Origin of the sequence: Streptomyces rishiriensis, assembly GCF_030815485.1 — a bacterium.
In the GTDB taxonomy this organism is placed as follows: domain Bacteria; phylum Actinomycetota; class Actinomycetes; order Streptomycetales; family Streptomycetaceae; genus Streptomyces; species Streptomyces rishiriensis_A.
Genome location: NZ_JAUSWV010000002.1, coordinates 8436429 through 8456171 on the forward strand (window position 1 = coordinate 8436429; position 19743 = coordinate 8456171).

Sequence of the window (19743 nt, forward strand, 5' to 3'; positions counted from 1 at the left end):
AGTCCCGCCGAAGAACATGACACATCAACTATCTATGACGTGTCAACTACCCATGACGTATCAAGCCTCGGCTAGGCTGGTGCACCATGAACGAAAAACCGCACTGGCTCACCCCAGAGCAACAGCACGCCTGGCGCACCTTCGTCGACGTGCACCAAAAGCTCGCCACCACCCTCGCGCGCGAACTGCAGGACATCGCGAACCTGTCCGAGGCCGACTACGCCGTCCTCGTCGCCCTGACCGACACCCCCGACGGCCAGCTGCGCTTCCAGCGGCTGCGCAGGGCGCTGCAGTGGGAGCAGAGCCGCACCTCCCACCACATCGCCCGCATGGCCAAACGCGGGCTGGTCACCCGGCAGGAGAATCCCGACGACGGGCGCGCCGTCCACGTGAGCATCACCCCGGCCGGCCGTCAGGCCATCGAAACCGCCGCGCCCCAGCACGTGGCCACCGTGCGCAGCGTGGTCATCGACCCCCTCACCCCCGAAGAACTCGACACCCTCACCCACCTCTGCCAACGCATGCTCGACCAGCTGGAGAAAAAGGCCCCCTGACCGCAGCGCCACCGCACACCCGGTGGCGGATCCGGGACTGTACGCACCCGCTCCGAGTGTTCAAAGGGCGCTCGTGTGTCGGCGTATCAACGCCATGTCCCCCGTCACGTAAGCCTGAACGTGCTCACGTTGCCGCACCGGGTTCAGCTCCTCCGCCGGTACCTGCCGGGCGCCGAGTCGCGTTCGCGGCGCTTGTGGAACTCGTCGAGGCGGGCGTGGTCGCCATCGACAGCAGAGTCCCGCCCGCTGACCGACCTCGCGAACGTCCACCGCCTCAGTGAGGCGGGCCGGACCCGAGGCGGGGTCATCATCAGTCCTTGAGCTTGTCGTCGTGCCTTTGGGCTGCCCCCGGCTGGATCAGTCGATCCAGATCAGCATCGCGTGACCGGCGGATGCGGCGCCACGGAAGAACTCTGTCAGGGGAGTGAAGAGGTCGCCGGCACTCCCCGTTCATGCTCATGGGCGGCAGCATACGGAGCGTGTCCGACAGTGGCGTCGGTCGACTCTCAACCGGGACTCACTCTGTGGCGGCGCCTGACGCCCTTCGACGCTCCAGGTCCAGCGGAGGGAGATCAGTGGGAGGGGTGGACGGGAGGGGTGGACGACCCTGCTACTCGTGAACATCTCGTTGCAGGCTGCCTTCGCCACCGCCCAGGGCGCTGATACTGGCCGAGTGATCGAGCGGCGGGGGCAACGGTGGACTGGACACTGGCGGGAGGGCTGGCCGTCGGCCTGCTGATCGCGACCGTCACCGCCCCGGTCGGTGTGTCCGGTGCGGTATTCCTTCTCCCCGTCCAGGTGAGCGTCTTCGGCGTGCCCAACCCCGCAGTCACCCCGACCAACCTGCTGTTCAACGTCGTCGCCGGACCCGGGGCGCTGTGGCGCTACCGCAGCGACGGCGCCCTGCGCGGCGACCTCGCCCGGCGCCTGGTGCTGGGTACCCTGCCCGGCGTCGTGGCCGGGGCCGCCATACGCGTCTTCGCCCTCCCAGGCCCGAGCGTCTTCCGGCTCCTGATCGCCGCACTGCTGCTGCCGCTCGGGCTGTGGCTGTGCCTGCGCACGCTCATCCCGGCATCCCACCCACCGTCGGACACAGGCGAGTTGGCCCCACGCGCGCTTACCGGCCTCGCCCTGGTGGTCGGAGTGGTCGGCGGCATCTACGGCATCGGCGGCGGCTCGCTTCTCGGCCCGATCCTCGTCGGCCGCGGCCTGCCCGTCGCACGCGTAGCCCCCGCCGCACTCGCCGCCACATTCGCCACTTCTGTCGTCGGCGCCGTCGCCTACGCACTGCTGTCGCTCGTGAGCTGCGGAGATGTCGCTCCTCACTGGAGGCTCGGGCTCGCCTGCGGCACCGGCGGACTGATAGGCGGCTACCTCGGCGCCCGTCTCCAGCTTCGCCTGCCCGAACGGGGCCTACGGCTCCTGCTCGGCACCCTCGCCGCAGCCATCGGCACCCTGTACATCGTCCAGACCCTGAACTGAACCCGTACCGATGGGGGACCTACGACAAAGACCGGGTGCACTTCGTCGAGCGCCGGCGGGACACGACGGCCATCGGTGGAGTCCTGCCGTCGGACGCCGGAGGGGATCTCGACGTAATGGTGATCGACGTCGCGGTCATGGACGCCGCCTTGGCAGCCGGACGTACGCGCCGTGGTCGTCGAGCGCGTCCTTGCCGCACTGGCGGCGGCCTGCGGGCTCGACAGGCCCGCGTCCGGCTGGTGGGCCGATTTCCGCGTGATCGACGAGGGCAGCTGGGGGCGTCCGGTGGTGTGATGTCGATCGTGCCGCTGCTGGCGAGCGGGCTCTTCACGGAGGATCGGGCCAAGACTGACCCGCGCCGCGCTGGGCGGCTGACGCGACGTCAGTCCCTGATCGTGGCGAGGATGAGCGCCCGCAGCTGCTCCGCGGTGTGGTCGAGTGGCTGGGTACTGCGTTTGGCGCGGCACATCGCCACGGTTCCCTCGACGGCCGCGACGATGAGCGTCGCGAGCTGGGCCGCCCGCCCGGGCTCGGCGCCGTGCTCGCGCAGCGAGGCGGCCAGCAGGCTCTCCCATTCGGTGAAGACGTCGGCGGCGGCCGCGAGGGCGCCGAGTGCCTCCTCGGTGGCGGGCTCCTCGATGGACACGGCGAGGACGGGGCAGCCGGCCCGGAAGTCACTGTCCACGACGATCTTGCGCCACAGGGCCAGGAAGGCGTGCAGGCCGGCGACCGGACCGGCCCGGAGTTCTTTGCGCAGGCTGCGCGCGGTCCACTCGCCCGTGTAGCGAACCGCCTCGGTGACCAACTGCTGCTTGCCTTCGGGGAAGTAGTGGTACGTCGAGCCGAGCGGCGCCCGGGCGTGCTTGGCCGTCTCGCGGATGCTCGTCGCGTTGAGGCCGCGCCGACTGATCATGTCGGCGGCTCCGGCGACGATCCGCTCGCGCGCCGTCGGGATGGGCTTGGTCACGTACATGGTCCCTTCCGACCTCACTGGCTATAACAGTCGTCATAGTCTACCGTGATCGTCACCTATAACGACTGTCATAGTCCTTGAGCGCCGTCCTGTGCGCCCCAGAAACGAAACGAAACGAAGAGAGCATGCCATGCCGATGATCCGGCTCACCGCCCCCGCCGGCGCCCTGACCGAGCAGGGCCGCAACAGCGTCCAGAAAGACCTCGCCGCGGTACTGCTCCGCTGGGAGGGCGCCCCCGACACCGCGTTCTTCCGCGCCCAGGCCTGGAGTTACCTCGTCGACCTGCCGGAGGGCGCCCAGACCACCGCCGAGGACGACGCACCGCGCTTCCTGGTCGAGATCACCGTCCCGCGGGGCGCCCTGTCGGAGCGCCGCAAGGCCGGCCTGGTCGAGGAGGCGACGAAGACCGTCCTGGCCGCCGCAGGACTCGCCCCGGACCAGGCCGTGCGGGTATGGGTCCTGGTGCACGAACAGCCCGACGGCACCTGGGGCGCGGGCGGCGCCGTGATCCGGTACGCCGACCTCGTCGCCTTGGCCCAGCAGGGGAAGGCGGCCCAGGGCGATGCGTGAACTGACCTACGTCGCCAAGCGCACCGTCGAGTGGCGCGAGGCACCCGACCCGGAGGTCCGGTCGGCCGGAGAGGCGATCGTCGCACCGGTGGCCGTCACGCCCTGTGACGTCGACTCCTCGATCCTCGCCGGGCACGGGTTCATCGACCCGCCCTTCGCCCTCGGCCATGAGTGCGTCGCCCGGGTCGTGGAGACCGGCGACGCCGTCACGGCGGTAATCCCCGGTGACCTCGTGGTGGTGCCCTGGTCCATCAACTGCGGTACCTGCGACCGCTGCCGGGCCGGACTGACCGCACACTGCAGTGCCGTGCCGTACATGGCGATGTACGGCGCCCCGATCGGCGGCAACTGGGGCGGGCTCTTCTCCGACCTGGTCCGGGTGCCGTACGCCGACGCCATGCTCGTGCCGTTGCCCACCGGCCTCGACCCGGTCGCCATGGCCGCGGCCAGCGACAACTGGTCCCTCGCCTGGCGCCTGGTCGCCCCCCACCTCAAGACCCGTCCCGGCGCCCGGGTCCTGGTCGTCGCCCGCGGCAGCATCGGCCTGTACGTGTGCGACATCGCCCGCGCGCTCGGCGCGTCCGAGGTGCTCTACGTCGACCCCGATGCCGAACACCGCCGTATCGCAGGGGAGTTCGGAGCCGCCACGGCCGAGACGCTGGAGCCGGTCCCGCAGAGCTTCGACATCGCCGTCGAGGCCACCGGGCGAGTCGACCAACTCGCCCTCGTCGTCCAGCGCCTCGCGCCGGAAGGGATCTGCGAGAGTGCCGGCAACCACTTCCGCCCCGGCGAACTGCCCCTGCTCGACATGTACCTCACCGGCGTCACCCTGCGCATCGCCCGCGACAACGTCCGCGCACACATCCCCGACGCCCTGGACCTCGCCGCCTCCGGTGCCGTCGCCCCCGGACGGGTCGTCTCCAACGTCATCGACTGGGAGGACCTGCCCGCCGCGCTGCCCGAGAAGCACCTCAAGCCGGTCTTCGTCCGGGCCGATGACTGAGCACACCCGCAGCCGTCCCCCTCCGCCCCCCCACAGCACACCCCGTGCCGTGCCAGCCGCGTCGGGCGGGCCGCGCCAGCCGGTTGGCGAAGCCGGTGACGGTGGCCTTCGTCGGGGTTCGGTCGGGCGAGCTCGTCGGCACGTACGTCGAGCTGCCGGTGCCGGCACTTCCCGGCTGCGGTAGCAGGTCTGTCAGCGCGTGGCCGCGACCGGTCTCCTCACCGGCCGGCCTCGAGAGCGACGCGGGAATGTGGTGAGGCGCGCGCAGGGCTTCGTCACGTCCGGGTTGGCGACCACGACGGGCTGCCGTCTTGCGGGAAGGTCCGCTTCGAGCCCGTGGGTGACACCGCGAGGAACTGACCGGCGCCGAGCTGGAGTTGCCGTGAGGTCCAGACCATTGACCTGTCCACGGCTTCCGGTTAACGTCTGCCCACACCCTTTCCAAGGGCCCGCCCCTGTGCCCCCACCGCAGTGTTCGGCAAGCCTCGGGAGGCTCCTCCATGCGTGTCAAGCGATCATTGCCTGCCGCACTCCTGCTCATTCTCGCGACAACGATGTCAGGCTCTCTGGTCCAGGCTGCTCCCACCGCTTCGGCGGCCGTGTCGGCGACAGTGTGCAACAAGTACTGCGACGCCCGGGACCCGGCCCTCAGCGCACAGGACCGCAAACCCGTCACCGCCACGCTCTTCTCACGCACGTTCGTGCTCCACTTCGCCGACGCCGACGCCATGGGCTGGGCGTCCATAGGCAACGGCAGCCCCGGGGACGAGGTATGGATGGACCGCTCGTTCGACGGCGGCCGCACCTGGTCCTCCGGCAGCCGGCTCGGCGCCACCACGATCCCGGCCGGCCAGAGCGGCTGGCGGACCCTGATGTACAACGTCGACGACTGGGCGAATCACGGTGTCGGTGCCCTGCGCGCCTGCGGCAAGGCCGTCGACCGCACCGACATCGTCTGCACGCCCTGGGCCCGCTCCACCTGGAACGCCGCCGACCGGCGCACCGCGGCGGCCACCGCGCAGATGCAGTTCTACGACTACGGCACCGGCCTCTTCAACACCACTGGCTGGTGGAACTCCGCCAACGCGCTGAACGCCGTCATCGACAACGCCCGGGTGACCGGCATGAAGAGCTACACCTACGCCATCGGCCGCACCTACGATCTGCAGATCAACGCCCACGCCGGGCAGTTCCGCAACGACTACGTCGACGACACCGGATGGTGGGGGCTGACCTGGATCGCGGCCTACGACTTGACCGGCGACAGCCGCTACCTGGCCACGGCCCGGGCCGACGCGGACTACATGGCCTCCTACTGGGACAACACCTGCGGTGGCGGGGTGTGGTGGAGCACCGCGAAGACGGTGAAGAACGCCATCCCCAACTCGCTCTACATCGAACTCAACGCCGCCCTGCACAACCGTATCCCGGGCGACACGGCGTACCTTCAGCGCGCGAAGGCCGACTGGACCTGGTTCCAGGGCACCGGCATGGTCAACTCCGACAACACGGTGGGCGACGGCATCAGCCTGAGCACCTGCAGGAACGGCAACGCCACCGTGTGGTCGTACAACCAGGGTCAGCTGCTCGGCGGTCTGACCGAGCTGTACAAGGCCACAGGTGACTCCTCCGTACTGACCGCCGCTCGTCGGATCGCCGACGCCAACACCACCTCCAGCAGGCTCAACACCTCGGCGGGCATTCTCAAGGACCCCTGCGAGACCGGCGACTGCGGCGCCGACGGCCCGTCCTTCAAGGGCGCCGACGTACGCGGCCTGGCGAAGCTCAACGCGGTACTGTCCGACCACCCCTACACGGCGTACCTCAACAAGCAGGCCGCACAGGCCTATGCCGCCGACCGCAACGCGCTCGACCAGTACGGGCTGCGCTGGTACGGCCCCCTGGACAAGACCGACGCCGCCCGCCAGCAGAGCGCTCTCGATGTGATGAACGCCGCCTCCTGACCCCCCGACAGCCGCCCGCGGCGGATCCGTCCTGGCAGTGGACAGCGCCCTCCGTGACCAGCCCACCAGCGGCCACCGCCCATTCCTCTGATCGGGCGGGACGCTGCCCTCATGACACGCCTCGTCCGGCTCCTTCCCGACCGTGCGCTCGACCGCCTCGCAGCCGCGAACCTCCGCCCCCACTTGCCAAAGGGCACCACCACCACCTGATCTCCGTGACCACCGGTGCGCGCCGCTCTACGGTTCGTTCCAGAGTGCTCGGGGTCATGGGCGCTCCGGCCCGGCGGCCGGGGAAGAGCCATCGGGCGTCGGGGTCGGTCGCGGTCATGGTGTTCGGGCGCTGCCCCAGGTGGTCGAGCAGCGTCCCGGCGAACGGGGGCGGGACAGGTGACGGCGGGTCGCCGGGCCGGACGAGGACTTCGTCGTCGTCCTCGTGCTGGACGTCGTCGGTGCCTGGACCGGCGATCCGTGTCAGCGGCTGTGCGTCGCGTAGCGGAGGAAGAGCGCGACAGCCACGCGGACCTGGAGCGGGACGTCGTCGTGGTCGACGAGCTGTCGCAGCAGCACGAGCCGCTGGTGCTGGGCGATCGGCGCGAGGTTGCCGGTCGAGCGGGCCGGGACAGTGACGGCGGGCATGTGCTTGGAGCGCATGGCCCAGCGAGGAGGGCGTCGCCGACGAGCTGAAGGGGAGCGACGTCGGCCTGGAGTTCTCACGGAGAAAACCTCTGGACCTGCCTGGTCGGCTGACGCGCTGTCGCCTGCGGTTCCGTCCTCAAGAAGGTACGGCTCGCTGTGGCCTTACGAACTCCCTTGCAGGGTCCTACATTTGAGTCATGGACACTCGGCATTCCGGTCCGCTGGCGGAAGTTGTGTCACCCGTGACAGCCGGATGGCGGTTGCTGTTCGTGCCCAGCCGGGCCCGCGAGCTGGCCGTCGCGCTCGGCGGGAGCATCATGGTCCCGTCGATGGTCGCAGCCCCCCTTCTGCTGGCCGCTCTGGTGGCCGCCGTGGTCTCGGGGAAGTCATTCTTCTGGGGCAGTTTCTGGGTCCTACTGGCGTTCACGGTCGTCGCAGTGGTCCTGCTCACCGTGGCCATGATGTACGTCACGGTCTCCATGACGGTGCGGTGGGTCGAGCTCCGTCCCCTGGGGACTCCGGCCCAGGTCGTGATCGCCCGCTTTCTGCGTTCGTCGACCATGGCGATGGCTGATCTGCAGCGAGTCGTCGTCATCGAGCGACTCCGTCTGGGGCAGCGGCAGTCGATCAAGGTGGTGTTGCATACCGGCAGCGAGACGGTGGAGTGCGAACCGGCGATGTCCGCACCGCTCTCTCGGGTCGACGCACAGGCGCTGACCGGCTGGTTGACCGAGCAACTCGGCCGCGTCCAGGTGGCGGTGGAGTGTCGGACGGAGGTCAAGCGCGACTTCCTGCGTCCGGACGAGTGGTGGACCCCGTCCCACACCGCCGAGCTGTGGCGGGTACCCGTCGGTGAGGTCGACGGCATAGCCGCCCAGCGCGGCGTCGAAGGCTATCGGTACACGCCCCGGGCCGCCGCGATGTACAGCCCTGGCACTTCGGTCACCGTCTACGACCCGGGCCGGGCCTACGAGGTCGCCGAAGAACTCCGCGCGGAACGAGCCGCCGCCCAGGCCGCCGACAGCACGGCAGCCCCCGGCCCGGCCGAGGACGACGCAACGGATTCCCGCTGACTCGGTCGGGCCGGTCCTGCCCTGGCTCGGAGTGGGCGCTTGGCCCTGGAAACCCTTGATGAACTGGCCGGATGGGGTCTGGTGCCGCCGGTGCTGGTGGCGGACGTCGGCTACGGACAGAACGTCGACTTCCGCGACGGACTGGAACATCGCAGCATCGACCACGTGGTGGCCATCCGCTCGGACGTGACCGTCCACCCGCATGATGCGGTGCCCACCGCCCGGTGTGGTCCGGCAACGGCCGCAAGCCGCAGCCCCGCTACCGTGACAAGGCGTCCTCGGTCGCCGCGCTCGCGGCCCGCCACGGGCGGCAGGCGTTCACCGAGGTGACCTGGCAGGAAGGCTCACGCGGACCGATGCGGTCGCACTTCCTGGCGTTGCGGACCCCGGCCGGCCGGCCGGGGTCCGGGCCCGTCGCCTGGCTCAGGCCGCCGCCACCGCCGGGCCGGACCGGTGTTCACCGGGCGGTGCGGCTTGCCGGCGCCCTGCCTTAGGCGCCCGCTGCGCACTCCCTTGCGCTGCTCAGGCGGTGGGGGGCGACGGCGGCTTCCCTGGTGGAGGGCCTTCGTAGCCGGTCGTAGGTTTCCCCGAGCCCAAACCCCTCGGAGTGCTTCGTGCGCTCCCGGCGATCGAGATCGACAGTCCGTCGGTCAGCCAGCGATGCGCCACCGTCATGTTCAGCACGCGCCCGCCCGTAGCGGTGCCGACCAGGGCCCAGTACCGCTCCAGCCGGGGGTCGAACCCGGATGAGCGCGACACCAGCGCGTGCAGGTGTGCGCGGAAGGCGGGGGTGTCCGACTCCTGCCGGGCTCGTGCGTGGGCGGACACGAACGCGTCCACCGCATCCCCGGCGCTGGGCGGCAGCCCGTGGGCCAGGGCGGCGGCCGTCAGGGCGGCGGCTTCGTCGACCTCCGCGTAGAAGGCCGGGCCGTCCCTCATCTCTTCGTCGTGGTCTTGGGTCCAGCGGCTGAAACTGGGCGTGGAGATGAGCAGGTGCAGTTCGGCGTAGGCCAGGGCCGTAGCGGGGACGGGATCCTGCGGCGGCGCGGGAGCCAGCATGGCGATCATGATGTCGAGTCGGCGCTTGGGCATGGCCGCGGACAGCTCGCGGTACCAGTGATCAGTGAGCGTGCGATGCGCCTCCGGGAGCCGCTGCACGCGGGACAGTATCTCCAGACGCCGCAGCCGTTCCTCGCCCGGGCAGTCGTCCAGGGACTTGAGCGTGGCCTCGCGCCACCGCAGTTCGGTCAGTCGTTCCTGCACCACTTCGAGCTCGGTTGCCACCAGTTCGCCGAGCGTGCACTCGCCCGTCACCACCTGCGTGATGGTCGCGATCGAGGTGTTCAGTGCCCGCAGGCGTCTGATGAGCCGGATCCGCTCCCACGCCTCGGGGCCGTAGCGCCGATGACCACCGGAGCTACGGACGGCCACCGGCAGCAGACCACTGTCGGAGTAGTAACGGAGCGTCTTGACGGAAAGACCTGTTCCGGCCGCCAGTTCACCGATGCTCCATGTGTCTTGCGTCACAGTGCCTTGAACCTCCAGTGCGCGGGAGGTTCTAGCGTATGGAGCACTGACGGCGCCGGTCGGCACCGTTTTCGTAGCTCAGAGCTCGTTCCGGCCTGACCGGACCGGTGCAGCCGCGTACGGCCGCCTGGTGCGGCGTCGTCCCATGCCGTCCCCGACCCAAGAACGGTGGGTGCGTATGTCCCCGACCATGACAGCACCGCGTCCATGCCGAAGAGCCGGACTCCGTGTGGTGCTGTTCCCCTTGCTGTGCGCGATGGCACTGCTCTCGGTCATCGCCCTACCTGCGGCCGGCGCAAGCCCCCGTTCCCCTGGCGCCACGGGGCAGGGCGGCGCCATCGTACGGACCGACCAGGGCCTGGTACGTGGTGTCTCCCACGGCTCGTACACCACCTTCGGCGGCCTTCCCTACGCCGCGCCGCCGACCGGACCGCTGCGCTGGCGTGCCCCTGTGCCCGCCGCCGCGTGGCGGGGTGTCCGGGATGCGACGAGGCCGGCTGAACGCTGTGTGCAGATGCCGACACCAGGTACCGGCGCGATCGTCGGCTCGGAGGACTGCCTCTACCTCAACGTCACGGTACCGGCGACGAAGCCGGCCGGGAAGAAGCGGCCCGTGCTGGTGTGGATGCACGGCGGTGCGTTCCTGGGGGGTTCCGGCAGTGACTACAGCGCTGAACGACTGGCGGTCCTAGGTGACGCGGTCGTCGTCACGGTCAACTACCGGTTGGGGATCTTCGGCTACTTCGGTCACTCCGGGTTGGGCGCCGCCCCGCCTTTCGGGCTGGCGGACCAGCAGACCGCCCTGCGCTGGGTGCGGGCGAACGCCGCGCCGTTCGGCGGTGATCCGAGCAAGGTCACGCTGTTCGGTGAATCCGCGGGCGCCCTCAGTATCTGTGCACACCTCACCTCGCCGACCGCCGTCGGACTCTTTCAGCGGGCCGTGCTCCAGAGCGGTTCCTGCCTCACGTCCTTCCCGCGCGGCGCCCTCGGGCCCGGCACACCGGCGTACGAGCCGTTCGCCGCACAGGCCGATGTCCAGACGGCCGGTGCGCAAGCCGCCCGGCAACTGGGCTGCACGGCGGGCGGCGGGGACGAGGTACTGGCGTGCCTGCGCCGGCTGAGCACGGATCGTCTCGCCACCGCGCAGCTGATGCAGTCCTTCAACCGGCCCGCCTTCGGCAACGGGCTGCTGCCCCTCGCGCCCGGCCGGGCGTTGGCGTCGGGACGCTTCCACCGCGTGCCGGTCGTGCTGGGCACCAACCACGATGAGATGCGGATGTTCGTCGGCGTGTCGCTCGCCGCGTTCCCGATCCGTACCGAGGACGACTACCGCGCCCGTCTGGCGGACGCATTCGGTCCTGCGGCCCCGGCCGTCGAGGCGCGGTATCCGGCAGCACACCATGCCTCTCCCGCGCTGGCCTGGGCCGCGGTGCTGACCGATCGATCCTTCACGTGCACCACGCTGGCAGCCGACCGGGCCATCGCGGCGCATGCCCCCGGTCTGCCGCTGTACGGCTACGAGTTCAACGATCCGGAAGCTCCCGTCCTCGCCGGTCTGCCGGCGAACCCGGGCTTCCCCTACGGTGCGGCGCACGGCTTCGAGATGCCGTTCCTGTTCCCCTCCGTCCCCACCGAGCGGCCGCTGAGCAACAGCCAGCGCGCCCTGTCGGACCGGATGGTCGGCTACTGGACGACCTTCGCGCGCACCGGCGACCCGAACGCCCCCGACGCCCCGCTATGGCCCACCCTCCGCCCGTCGTCACCTCACACGCCGTCGGTGCTGTCGTTGGTTTCCGGACCAGGCGGGATCCACCCGGTCGACGCCTATTCCGCACACCAATGCTCGTTCTGGGACCGCCTGTCCCAGTGAGCCTCCCCGCGCGTGCCCGGCTTCGGACGGCGAGCTGCCCGCTCGTCCGCTGCCACACCCGCTCGACCGCGGCCAGCTCATCGCGCTCAGCTCGTCCCTCCGACAGCTGCTTGACCAGCTGCACTTCGAGCCCGTCCAATCCGCGCGGCGATCCGGGAGAAGACATGCGTGGGCTGATGCCGCGTGCGAAGGTGCCGAACAGGAGGGGGCGTCTCCGCGCCAGGCGTCGGCCAGCCACACCACCGGCTCCCGAGCGGCGGCGCCACTATCCGGGCGGCTGCGTCTTCCTGACCGGACGACGCTCGAGGGCGTCATGTACGTGCTGCGCACGGGTGTCGCGTGGCGTGGTGTTCCCGCGGAAACGGTGGGCTGCTCCGGTGTGACGGCCTGGCGCCGGTTACGGGACCGGACCGAGGCCGGCGTCCGGCCCCGCTCGGCGTCTGGCCAGGCGGCCTTGTGGGCAACTGTCCGTGGTCCGGCCTCGTCACCAGCAGGGCCACTGGGGAATGGCCGGACTGCCGTGCGCCGGCCATCGAGGGAGCGGGGCAAGACGGGCGAGGCGGCCGCGGTCAGGCTGACCGGCCTCCCGTTATCTCCCGGCCGGCTCCGGTCCTGGTGCCGGGCGCCTGCCTCGCTGTACCAACCGTGAGCCGTCCACGCTGAACCCGACCTCGGCGCCGCCGTCCTTCCGGGTGCGTGCGAAGACGGTGCCGCCGTGCGCCTCGGCGACGTCCCGCACGATGGCGAGGCCGAGGCCGGAGCCCGGCAGACCCCGTGCGGCGTCGGCCCGGTAGAAGCGGTCGAAGACGCGTTCTGCGTCGGCCGTGCTGATCCCGGGACCGCGGTCGGAGACGGTGACCGTGCCGCCCCGGATGCACACTCCGATCGGTTCACGGTCGTCGGTGTCGAACTTGGCGGGGTTCTCCAGCAGGTTGCCCACGGCCCGTTCCAGTCCGTCGGGGCGGCCGTGGACCACGGAGCCGTCGGCGTCGAGGTGGACGAGGCGGCGCGTGCGCCGGTGGACGCGCCGGGCCGCACGACGGGCCACCTCGGCAAGATCCACGGGTCCTTCGGGCTCCTCGCGGTGCTGGGCCAGTGCCAGCTGGACCAGTTCGTCGACGAGATCGCTCAGTTCGCGTGTCTCTCCCTCGACGTCGTCGAGGAGCCGGGCGCGGGCGTCGGGGGAGAGGGAGTCGAGGCGGGCCAGCACCGTGGCGTTGGTACGCAGACTGGTCAGTGGGGTGCGCAGTTCGTGCGCGGCGTCCTGGACCAGCCTCTCCTGCGCCTCGCGGGCGGCGAGCCGGGTGAGCATCCTGCCGAACGACGTGGAGAGCCGGCCCACTTCGTCGCGCCCACCGGCCAGGGCGGTGCCGGAGATCCGGCCGCTGACACTGATCTCCTCGGTGAGCCGCGTCAGTCGGCTCAGCCGCGCGGTGATGCTCCGGGCGAGAACGAACCCCATGCCCGCCGCGACGAACATGACCCAAAGGACATGTCCGGCCATCCCCCGGGCCATGCCGCCCAGTTGACGGTGGGTTCCGTCGATCGGCACGGACACCTGCAGGGCGCCGTCGCCCTCGCCCAGTGCCGTGGTCAGCCGGCGGTAGGTGGTGCCGTCCACCGCGACCTCGGCGGTGACCGTCTCGCCTTTCTCGCCCGTTGCGGCCAGCGAACGAGCGGCGGCGGACACCGGCAGCCTTGCCGACGGGCCGCCGAGGTGTGTGGCGGTGCCGTCCGGCGCTATGGCCTGCATGACCATCTGCCACTCCGGCTCGTCCCCGGGGCCCGGCAGGTCGGGGCCGGGATAGAGGTCCGGGGCCTGTGCGCCGGTCTCGGCAGGTATGAGAAACGAGCCCACACCAGCGAGCGCCACGACGACCGCGGGTCCGCGCCACGGCTTCGATAAATAACCCATCCAGTCATCATCGCGTCGACAACAGAGGCAAGGAAGCTCTTGCGCAACTGGGCGACAGGTACCGCCGGCTGCCGTGCAGCGCGGCATTCGCCCCTGAGCGCCGAGCGAGGCCAGGCACACGGCTCTGGCCTCGGCGAATTCCGTCGAGGGTCGAGAGGACGATCTCCAGGCTGCCCGCACCCCCAGGGCCGGGGTCGCCTGTGCTCGACGGAAAGAGGCCACGGAAGCCCCTGTGTCGTGGCCGTCTCGACCTGACTGGCCTTCCGGGCCCGGCCGACGTGATCGACGGCCGGCGCCCGCGGGCGGCCGTTCTCCTCTACGGGGACGGCTTCCTGTTCTGCTTTTCGTCGCCCGTCTCCTGCTCGGCCGAGCGGCGCTGGGCGCCGGTGCTGGGGCTCAGCGCGTCACCGGCCTCACCGTCCTGTGTTCCGGGGACGATCGCGTCCTCTGCCTCCCGGCGGGCCGCACGGTCGCCGCTCTCACCGGGGGCCTCGGAGGGCGGGGTCGGCTTGCGGTCTTCCTTCTTGGTCATGCGCATTCCCTTCCGTATGTGCTCTCGTCGCGGTTCGTGCGGCGGGCCGTGGCGGTGCGGACGCGGCAGCGCGCCGGGTGCACGGGGGCACGGCCGACGCACGAGTGCGACCGACGTCGGCACGCCTACCCCAGGAGCGGCACCGCAAGCTGATGGCCGGCCGGGATCGTAGGGTGGGAATTCGCGGGGCAAAAGCGAGCCCCGCTCCGACCTTGTCCTTTGAGGTATGGACCGGTTGCGTTCGGCGATGGTCTCTGGGGTTTGACGGCTTCCCTCATGTCGTGGGGGTGGCGGGCCGCTGGAGCCGAGTGGCCGTCCTGGGACGGGCCATGAGGGTCGAGGTGCACGGGCCGGGCAGGGGCGCCCCAGGTCGGCGGCCGCCTCACCGAGGAGCCACCTGCAGGCGGATCAACGTGTCCGGTTTGTGCAGCGCACGGTCCGAGCGCGTCCGCCCGAGTACCTCCACCGGCAGATCGGCCAGGAGTGGGCCCGACAGTACGATCAACGCCGTGAGCAGCTCCCCGCACGGCCTGACAGGCCACCGGACGGAAGGTGACAAGTCTTTGAAGGGCCTGCGACTGTTGACCCTGAACACCCTCTTCACCGGTGATGTCCCCGCTCGGCTGCGTGCCCTCGGCACGGCGCTGGACCGGTCCGACTACGACATCGTCTGCCTGCAGGAGGTCATGTTCCGCCGCAACGCGCGGCTGATCCGCCGTGCCGCTCCCGCATACCGGCACTTCGCCTACTCGGGCACGGTCCTGCTCAAGGGGGGTCTGGTGCTGCTGTCCCGGTGGCCAATCAGCCGGTGGCGGTTCGTGCGGTACCCGCTGACGGGTCCGGTGCGCGGCGAACTCCTCATGCGCAAGGGTGCCCAGCTGGCGTCCGTGGCCACCCCGGACGGTGAACTGGTGGTCGTGAACACCCACTTGTCGGCCAACCGCGACGACGACTGGTCCCCAGCGAACCGGAACACGCGGATCGCAGAAGTCGAACTGGGCCGGCTCACCGGGTTGATCGCGGCCATCGGCCCGTCCCTGCCCGTCGCCGTGGTCGGTGACCTGAACGTCCCGCGCGGCTCGGCGGTACTCGCCGACTTCCTCACCACAGCAGGGCTGCGCGACGTTCTCGCCGACGACACGCGTCCGACGTATCGGCCCACAGCTCGATGGCCGTCGCCGCCGGCCCTGGACCATGTACTGGTCCGGGCCGCAGCCGGGGAGACGCTGACCGGCTGCGCCGACTTCGTCTTCCAGGACAAGGTGACACTGGCCGACGGCCGCCAGGCCTACTTGTCCGACCACTACGGCGTGCAGGCGCAGTTGATCCGGTCGAAGTGACACGGAGACGCGTACGGAAATGCAGTTGATCACCCTGATCGGGTGGGCCGGTATCCGTCGGACATGACGGACGCGGAGTGGTTGGCCGTGCGGCCTTTGCTGCCGGTGCCGACCTCGATCCAGGGCCGTGGTGGGCAGCCCGTCGATTGCCGTCGTCGCCCTGACGGCAGGTCTCACCGTCGGAATGTATCGGCTGCCTGCGTCGCGGGTATGCGCTGTTGGTCTTCGGTCAGCGGCGGCCGGTGGCCAGGATGTCGGCTTCGGGACGATGTCTTCTGGTGGCGACGTGCGTTGTGCCGGTCTCTACCGGTCGAGGAACTCGTTGGCGGTTTCCACGAACCGGTCATGGATTGGAAGATGCCACCGTGGCCGGCGTCGGGGTAGATGACCAGCTCGGCGTTCGGCAGTCGTCGGGCCAGGTCGGCAGAGTTCTTCGAAGGCACCATCCTGTCGCTGTCGCCGTTTGCGACGAGTACGGGCTGGTGGATGACGGAGAGGTCGTGGGGTCGTTCCAGGCCCCAGCGGTGGATGGCCTTGAGCTGGTTGTTGTAGGCGATGGGCGAGATCGCCTTGTCCCGGTCGGTGGTGCGTTCCTTCAGGCGGGCCAGGAACTCCTTGCCCGCGCGACGCCCGGTCGCGGTGCGGGTGAAGAAGAGGAACTGCTTGGGGTCCTGGAGCGTGACCAGGGCTCGGAGGGTGTCGAGGTGGGACAGCACGGTCACGTTCTTGATGCCCTCGCCACCGGCGGAGCCGGTGCCCGAGAGGATCATTTTGCGGACGAGGTGCGGGTCGGTCCGCGCGATCACTTGGGCGATCATGCCGCCCATCGAGAAGCCGTGGATGTCGACGTGTTCGAGCCCGAGGGCTCGGATGAAGGTGACGGCGTCCTTCGCCATCTCCTGGATGGTGCGGGGCGTGGAACCGCTGGAAGCGCCGACACCCCTGTTGTCGAACGTGATGACATGGCGCTTGGCGGCGATGCCGTCGACGACGCGGGGGTCCCAGTTGTCGAGCACCGCGGCAAGGTGGGTCAGGAAGACCACCGGGGTGCCGGACCGGGGGCCGAGCTCGCGGTAGGCGAAGGTCACGCCGTCGGCGGTGAGGGTGCGGGTCGGTGCGTCCCTGTAAGACGTCACCAGGTCGTAGCGTCCTGCCTGCTGGTCATTCATGGCTGCGTCCCTCTTCGAGCGGGTAGTGGGTCGCGTCTGTTCGCGTGTTTCGGGTGGGATTCGCGCGCCGGTCTTCCCTCTCGGAAGACGGGGTGCGCGGCGGGTCGAACCCGACGGCGCCGCGGGCGACATTTAAAGTATGACCGTAATTCTATGAAGGAGCAAGTGCTGACGGGGCGAGAAGGATTTGGTGTCATGACTGCCATCACTCTGCGGATCCCTGACGCCATGGACAAGCCGCTGCGCGACGCGGCCGCCGGCGCCCCGTCCCTGAACGACTACATCGTGCGCGCGGTGCGTCGGCAGATGACGCTCGATGCCGCGCGCAAGCTCGCCTCGATCGCGCCCCTCGACCTCGCGGGTGAGGGCGACGCCCTGTGATCATCCGCAAGGGCGACGTCTGGGACGTCGACACCGGCAAGGGCACGCGCACTGTTCTCGTCGTTAGTCTCGACGGCCTCGCCGAGGCCTACGGCGCTGTCGTCGCCGTGGTGCTCCACGCCCCGGCCGAGCACCCCGACACGGCGATGAGCGTGCATCTGAGCACCCCGGTCGACGCCTCCCTCGTCGCGGTCGACCTCCTGCAGCTCTCCGCCATCCGCTTCGAAGCCGGCGCCCTGCACGGCAACATCGGCCCCGAGCAGCAGGAGCTCGTCGACAACGCCCTCCGCGCCGTCCTCGACCTGTAGCGGACGCCGCGCACGGTTTCGAGGTGCGAAGTGCGGAGTGAGAAGGGTGCTTGACGATCTTTCACGGGGAGCCGGTGTTCCGCCGGTGCACTTCGGCCGATGTGGTGTTGCGCGAGCCGAGTGAAAGCCGAGGGATGCCGTCGGTGCGCAAGTCGGGCGACGGGCCGGGCCGTTGGGCTCCTCTGTGTGATGAAGAAGGAAAGAAGGTCCTCGCTCCTTCGGGGGAGTGAGGACCTTGTCCATCTTGGGGCTGTGTCAGCTGTGTGCGCCCCACCAGACCCACGCCGTGCGATCGATGCCGCCTTCACCGATGTAGTTGGTGGTGTAGACGGCGTTGCCGTTGTCCGAGGTGCGGAGGAATACGCCGGTTCCAGTGACGAAGTCGCATTCGAGGTAGTTGCCGTCGCCGCTCCACCACTGCCCGGGGGCGTTTCCGCAGCCGCTCATCCAGACGGCGTTGGTCGCGGTCTTGCTGTCCGTGGTGAGGCACAAGCCGTTGGCCTTGCTCACCAGGCGGCGAAACACCGTGCCGTCGTAGTTGCGGGTGTAGGAGTCCGAACCCCAGTGCCAGTTCCGGGTGGAGAGCGAGTCGTCGCAGGTGTCCGACCACACCTTGTCGCTCACGGTCGACGAGACGAGACAGTTGCCCTCGTGGTCGTTCGCATACGTCCAGTACGTCGTCGCGGACGCGGTGGACATCGAGCCTGCCACGGCGAGCATCAGGGCGGCGAGTCCCACGGGCGCGGTCAGTCTCAGGGTCCTCAGAGAATTCATGATCGCCAGGATTGAGGGCAGAGGAGGAATTCCTGTAAATCAAGCGTGAACACGCCATGCCACTTTGGTCATGTTCGCGCCAACGCCGTGGCTTCCGTCGTTGTCGAAGCCTTGTGGCCGCTCTTGTGGCCGCTCTGTGCGTGAGCCCCACCGGCCCGTCGGCATGACGGTCGGCCTTCTCGAGCATCGTGTGGCGGATGCTCCCGCCCCTCAGGTGATCACGGCGGGAGGGCGCGGCAGGTACTCCGGCCTCGATGAGCGGATGAGACCACTCCTCGTCACCAACCGGGGCCGGTGACGATGCCTTCCGGGACGAATGCCGCGATAGGGCTGTCTGCTGTCTGCCATTCTGAAGTGCCTTTCTGCACTCATCGTGTGCACCAGGGGCGGAGTTCCTCGCCGCCACTCGTCGACGCGAGGAACTCCGCCCCGAGAACGGTTGCGGGGTGCTTCGACTCGCCGTGCGCTGCCATCCGCGTCGAAACTCTGCCGGTGCCGGGGCTGGTAGGAAGCTGGAAAAGGGGGTGTCGGGTAGCGCCGTTCGGCACCGGGGAGGGGGCGATCTCCTCGAGTTCGTAGTGGCGTCGGAGCGGGCGCGAGGTCATGCCTCGTGTTGTGCGGCAGGGGCATGCTCGCCCGAGCCGCGGCTGATCAGCTGGGTAGGGATGGTGACGGTGCGGGTGCGGGAGCGGTCGCCGTCAAGGCGGGCCAGGGCGATTGCTGCGGCTGCCCTGCCGATTTCCTCAGGGTTCTGGGCGACGACGGTCAGGGCCGGTTCCAGGGCCTCGGCGAGGGCCACGTCGTCGAAGGCGACGACTGCGACGTCCTTACGGTGGCTGCGGGCGAGTTCGGTGACTATGCCCAGCGCGACGATGTTGTTGCCGGCGAACAGGGCGGTGGGGGGATCCGCCAAGGCAAGGAGCTGGGATGTGGCGGCTGAAGCACCATGCTGGTCATGGGCGTTCGTCACCAGGGAGCGGTCGTGGGCCAGGCCCGCTTCCCGCAGGGCCTCCCGGTAGCCGGCCAGACGCTCGCGGCGGGTGTACAGCCTCGTGGGCAGGTCGCCGACGAAGCCGATACGCCGGTGTCCGTGGGCGATCAGGTGGGCGACGCCGTCGTGCGCGCCGGTGCGGTTGGTGCTGACCACGCTGTCCGTGGCCAGTCCCACTCCTGGTCGGTCGAGGAAGACCACGGGCAGACCCGCCGTACGGTGGGGCTTGAGGTGGGAGTGGTCGGCGCCGACGGACGGCACGACCATCAGCACGCTGATCCGGCGGGCGAGGAACTTGTCGGTCAGGGCGCGTTCGCGTGCGGGGTCGTCCGCGGAGGATCCCATGAGGAGGGTCAGGCCGTGGTCCCCGACCGTGTCCTCGATGCCGCGGGCCACGGCCCCGAAGAAGGGGTTGGCGAGGTCGGGGATGACGAGTCCGACGGTGGTGTCGGGGCCGCCGACGCGGATGTTGCGTGCCATGAGGTTCGGCTGGAAGCCCAGCCGGGCCACGGCGGCGAGTACTTGTTCCCTGGTCTGCGCGGAGGCGGGTCCGTCCTCGTTGAGGACGCGGGAGACGGTCTTGGCGCTCACACCCACTTCACGGGCGACATCGGCCAGGGTGGGGCGGCGGTTCGCTGCCATGAAGGACACGGTCTCCTTGCTCGTCGGTTCCGGCCTCG

Annotated in this window: 21 protein-coding genes; 13 read left to right on the forward strand and 8 right to left on the reverse strand. The window is 69.9% G+C overall.

Annotation, left to right across the window (positions count from 1 at the left end; all coding sequences use genetic code 11):
• The first annotated feature begins 86 nt into the window (after positions 1 to 86).
• The 3 genes from QF030_RS39690 (at position 87) to QF030_RS39700 (ending at position 2330) form a co-directional block, all read left to right on the forward strand.
• Positions 87 to 554 (forward strand): MarR family winged helix-turn-helix transcriptional regulator, encoded by a 468-nt coding sequence (locus QF030_RS39690; protein ID WP_307167415.1) that lies wholly within the window; start codon positions 87 to 89, stop codon positions 552 to 554.
• Between the two features lie 696 nt (positions 555 to 1250).
• Complete coding sequence (locus QF030_RS39695; RefSeq protein WP_307167416.1) at positions 1251 to 2036, forward strand: sulfite exporter TauE/SafE family protein; 786 nt, start codon at positions 1251 to 1253, stop codon at positions 2034 to 2036.
• 171 nt (positions 2037 to 2207) lie between these two features.
• A complete protein-coding gene (locus tag QF030_RS39700) occupies positions 2208 to 2330 on the forward strand; it encodes a hypothetical protein (RefSeq protein ID WP_307167417.1) in 123 nt (40 codons plus the stop codon).
• A gap of 88 nt (positions 2331 to 2418) precedes the next feature.
• Here QF030_RS39700 and QF030_RS39705 read toward each other — a convergent pair whose 3' ends face one another.
• The gene (locus QF030_RS39705) at positions 2419 to 3009 is read right to left on the reverse strand and encodes a TetR/AcrR family transcriptional regulator (protein ID WP_307167418.1); all 591 of its coding nucleotides are present in this window, start codon (positions 3007 to 3009) and stop codon (positions 2419 to 2421) included.
• A 130-nt stretch (positions 3010 to 3139) separates the two neighbouring features.
• Here QF030_RS39705 and QF030_RS39710 point away from each other — a divergent pair, with 130 nt between their 5' ends.
• From QF030_RS39710 to QF030_RS39720, 3 genes are all read left to right on the forward strand, one after another.
• A complete protein-coding gene (locus QF030_RS39710; RefSeq protein ID WP_307167419.1) occupies positions 3140 to 3580 on the forward strand; it encodes a tautomerase family protein in 441 nt (146 codons plus the stop codon).
• A complete protein-coding gene (locus QF030_RS39715; protein ID WP_307167420.1) occupies positions 3573 to 4583 on the forward strand; it encodes a zinc-dependent alcohol dehydrogenase in 1011 nt (336 codons plus the stop codon). Before QF030_RS39710 ends, QF030_RS39715 begins: the two co-directional genes overlap by 8 nt.
• A gap of 554 nt (positions 4584 to 5137) precedes the next feature.
• Positions 5138 to 6547: a glycoside hydrolase family 76 protein gene (locus tag QF030_RS39720; RefSeq protein WP_307167421.1), complete on the forward strand. Its 1410-nt coding sequence runs from the start codon at positions 5138 to 5140 to the stop codon at positions 6545 to 6547.
• Positions 6548 to 7018: 471 nt separating this feature from the next.
• Here the strand turns inward: QF030_RS39720 and QF030_RS39725 are convergent, their stop codons facing one another.
• Positions 7019 to 7183, reverse strand: coding sequence for a hypothetical protein (locus QF030_RS39725; protein ID WP_307167422.1), 165 nt, complete (start codon positions 7181 to 7183; stop codon positions 7019 to 7021).
• 197 nt (positions 7184 to 7380) lie between these two features.
• On the opposite strand from QF030_RS39725, the gene QF030_RS39730 reads away from it, so the two are divergent.
• Positions 7381 to 8256 carry a hypothetical protein gene (locus QF030_RS39730; RefSeq protein WP_307167423.1) on the forward strand — a complete coding sequence of 292 codons (876 nt, stop codon included), beginning with the start codon at positions 7381 to 7383 and terminating at the stop codon, positions 8254 to 8256.
• A 39-nt stretch (positions 8257 to 8295) separates the two neighbouring features.
• A complete protein-coding gene (locus QF030_RS39735) occupies positions 8296 to 8586 on the forward strand; it encodes a transposase (RefSeq protein ID WP_307167424.1) in 291 nt (96 codons plus the stop codon).
• 192 nt (positions 8587 to 8778) lie between these two features.
• Here QF030_RS39735 and QF030_RS39740 read toward each other — a convergent pair whose 3' ends face one another.
• Positions 8779 to 9783: a helix-turn-helix domain-containing protein gene (locus tag QF030_RS39740; RefSeq protein ID WP_307167425.1), complete on the reverse strand. Its 1005-nt coding sequence runs from the start codon at positions 9781 to 9783 to the stop codon at positions 8779 to 8781.
• A gap of 256 nt (positions 9784 to 10039) precedes the next feature.
• Here QF030_RS39740 and QF030_RS39745 point away from each other — a divergent pair, with 256 nt between their 5' ends.
• Together QF030_RS39745 and QF030_RS40815 are read left to right on the forward strand one after the other, a co-directional pair.
• Positions 10040 to 11653, forward strand: coding sequence for a carboxylesterase/lipase family protein (locus QF030_RS39745; RefSeq protein ID WP_307167848.1), 1614 nt, complete (start codon positions 10040 to 10042; stop codon positions 11651 to 11653).
• 118 nt (positions 11654 to 11771) lie between these two features.
• Entirely contained in the window at positions 11772 to 12302 is a 531-nt protein-coding gene (locus QF030_RS40815; protein ID WP_444875806.1) for a transposase, read from the forward strand.
• Here QF030_RS40815 and QF030_RS39755 read toward each other — a convergent pair.
• The gene (locus QF030_RS39755; RefSeq protein ID WP_307167426.1) at positions 12243 to 13568 is read right to left on the reverse strand and encodes a HAMP domain-containing sensor histidine kinase; all 1326 of its coding nucleotides are present in this window, start codon (positions 13566 to 13568) and stop codon (positions 12243 to 12245) included. The genes QF030_RS40815 and QF030_RS39755 overlap by 60 nt on opposite strands.
• A gap of 316 nt (positions 13569 to 13884) precedes the next feature.
• The gene (locus QF030_RS39760) at positions 13885 to 14100 is read right to left on the reverse strand and encodes a hypothetical protein (protein ID WP_307167427.1); all 216 of its coding nucleotides are present in this window, start codon (positions 14098 to 14100) and stop codon (positions 13885 to 13887) included.
• A 509-nt stretch (positions 14101 to 14609) separates the two neighbouring features.
• On the opposite strand from QF030_RS39760, the gene QF030_RS39765 reads away from it, so the two are divergent.
• A complete protein-coding gene (locus QF030_RS39765; RefSeq protein ID WP_307167428.1) occupies positions 14610 to 15440 on the forward strand; it encodes an endonuclease/exonuclease/phosphatase family protein in 831 nt (276 codons plus the stop codon).
• Between the two features lie 173 nt (positions 15441 to 15613).
• Here the strand turns inward: QF030_RS39765 and QF030_RS39775 are convergent, their stop codons facing one another.
• On the reverse strand, positions 15614 to 16609 hold the full coding sequence (locus tag QF030_RS39775) for an alpha/beta fold hydrolase (RefSeq protein WP_307167429.1): 996 nt from the start codon (positions 16607 to 16609) through the stop codon (positions 15614 to 15616).
• A gap of 195 nt (positions 16610 to 16804) precedes the next feature.
• Between QF030_RS39775 and QF030_RS39780 the strand changes: the two genes are divergently transcribed.
• Entirely contained in the window at positions 16805 to 16990 is a 186-nt protein-coding gene (locus tag QF030_RS39780; protein WP_307167430.1) for a hypothetical protein, read from the forward strand.
• On the forward strand, positions 16987 to 17298 hold the full coding sequence (locus QF030_RS39785) for a hypothetical protein (protein WP_307167431.1): 312 nt from the start codon (positions 16987 to 16989) through the stop codon (positions 17296 to 17298). Before QF030_RS39780 ends, QF030_RS39785 begins: the two co-directional genes overlap by 4 nt.
• A 255-nt stretch (positions 17299 to 17553) precedes the next feature.
• On the opposite strand, the gene QF030_RS39790 is transcribed toward QF030_RS39785, so the two are convergent.
• The gene (locus tag QF030_RS39790; protein WP_307167432.1) at positions 17554 to 18072 is read right to left on the reverse strand and encodes a hypothetical protein; all 519 of its coding nucleotides are present in this window, start codon (positions 18070 to 18072) and stop codon (positions 17554 to 17556) included.
• A 601-nt stretch (positions 18073 to 18673) separates the two neighbouring features.
• Positions 18674 to 19705, reverse strand: a complete 1032-nt coding sequence (locus QF030_RS39795; protein WP_307167433.1) for a LacI family DNA-binding transcriptional regulator — start codon at positions 19703 to 19705, stop codon at positions 18674 to 18676.
• Positions 19706 to 19743: the final 38 nt, after the last annotated feature.

What these genes read in the sequence shown, in the direction of transcription:
- QF030_RS39730 (WP_307167423.1), top strand. Translation starts at nt 7,381, where the DNA reads ATGGACACTCGGCATTCCGGTCCGCTGGCGGAAGTTGTGTCACCCGTG.
- QF030_RS39775 (WP_307167429.1), bottom strand. Translation starts at nt 16,609, where the DNA reads ATGAATGACCAGCAGGCAGGACGCTACGACCTGGTGACGTCTTACAGG.
- QF030_RS39760 (WP_307167427.1), bottom strand. Translation starts at nt 14,100, where the DNA reads ATGACCAAGAAGGAAGACCGCAAGCCGACCCCGCCCTCCGAGGCCCCC.
- QF030_RS39690 (WP_307167415.1), top strand. Translation starts at nt 87, where the DNA reads ATGAACGAAAAACCGCACTGGCTCACCCCAGAGCAACAGCACGCCTGG.
- QF030_RS39745 (WP_307167848.1), top strand. Translation starts at nt 10,040, where the DNA reads ATGGCACTGCTCTCGGTCATCGCCCTACCTGCGGCCGGCGCAAGCCCC.
- QF030_RS39710 (WP_307167419.1), top strand. Translation starts at nt 3,140, where the DNA reads ATGCCGATGATCCGGCTCACCGCCCCCGCCGGCGCCCTGACCGAGCAG.
- QF030_RS39715 (WP_307167420.1), top strand. Translation starts at nt 3,573, where the DNA reads ATGCGTGAACTGACCTACGTCGCCAAGCGCACCGTCGAGTGGCGCGAG.
- QF030_RS39780 (WP_307167430.1), top strand. Translation starts at nt 16,805, where the DNA reads ATGACTGCCATCACTCTGCGGATCCCTGACGCCATGGACAAGCCGCTG.
- QF030_RS39790 (WP_307167432.1), bottom strand. Translation starts at nt 18,072, where the DNA reads ATGAATTCTCTGAGGACCCTGAGACTGACCGCGCCCGTGGGACTCGCC.
- QF030_RS39755 (WP_307167426.1), bottom strand. Translation starts at nt 13,568, where the DNA reads ATGGGTTATTTATCGAAGCCGTGGCGCGGACCCGCGGTCGTCGTGGCG.
- QF030_RS39795 (WP_307167433.1), bottom strand. Translation starts at nt 19,705, where the DNA reads ATGGCAGCGAACCGCCGCCCCACCCTGGCCGATGTCGCCCGTGAAGTG.
- QF030_RS39720 (WP_307167421.1), top strand. Translation starts at nt 5,138, where the DNA reads ATGTCAGGCTCTCTGGTCCAGGCTGCTCCCACCGCTTCGGCGGCCGTG.
- QF030_RS39725 (WP_307167422.1), bottom strand. Translation starts at nt 7,183, where the DNA reads ATGCCCGCCGTCACTGTCCCGGCCCGCTCGACCGGCAACCTCGCGCCG.
- QF030_RS39705 (WP_307167418.1), bottom strand. Translation starts at nt 3,009, where the DNA reads ATGTACGTGACCAAGCCCATCCCGACGGCGCGCGAGCGGATCGTCGCC.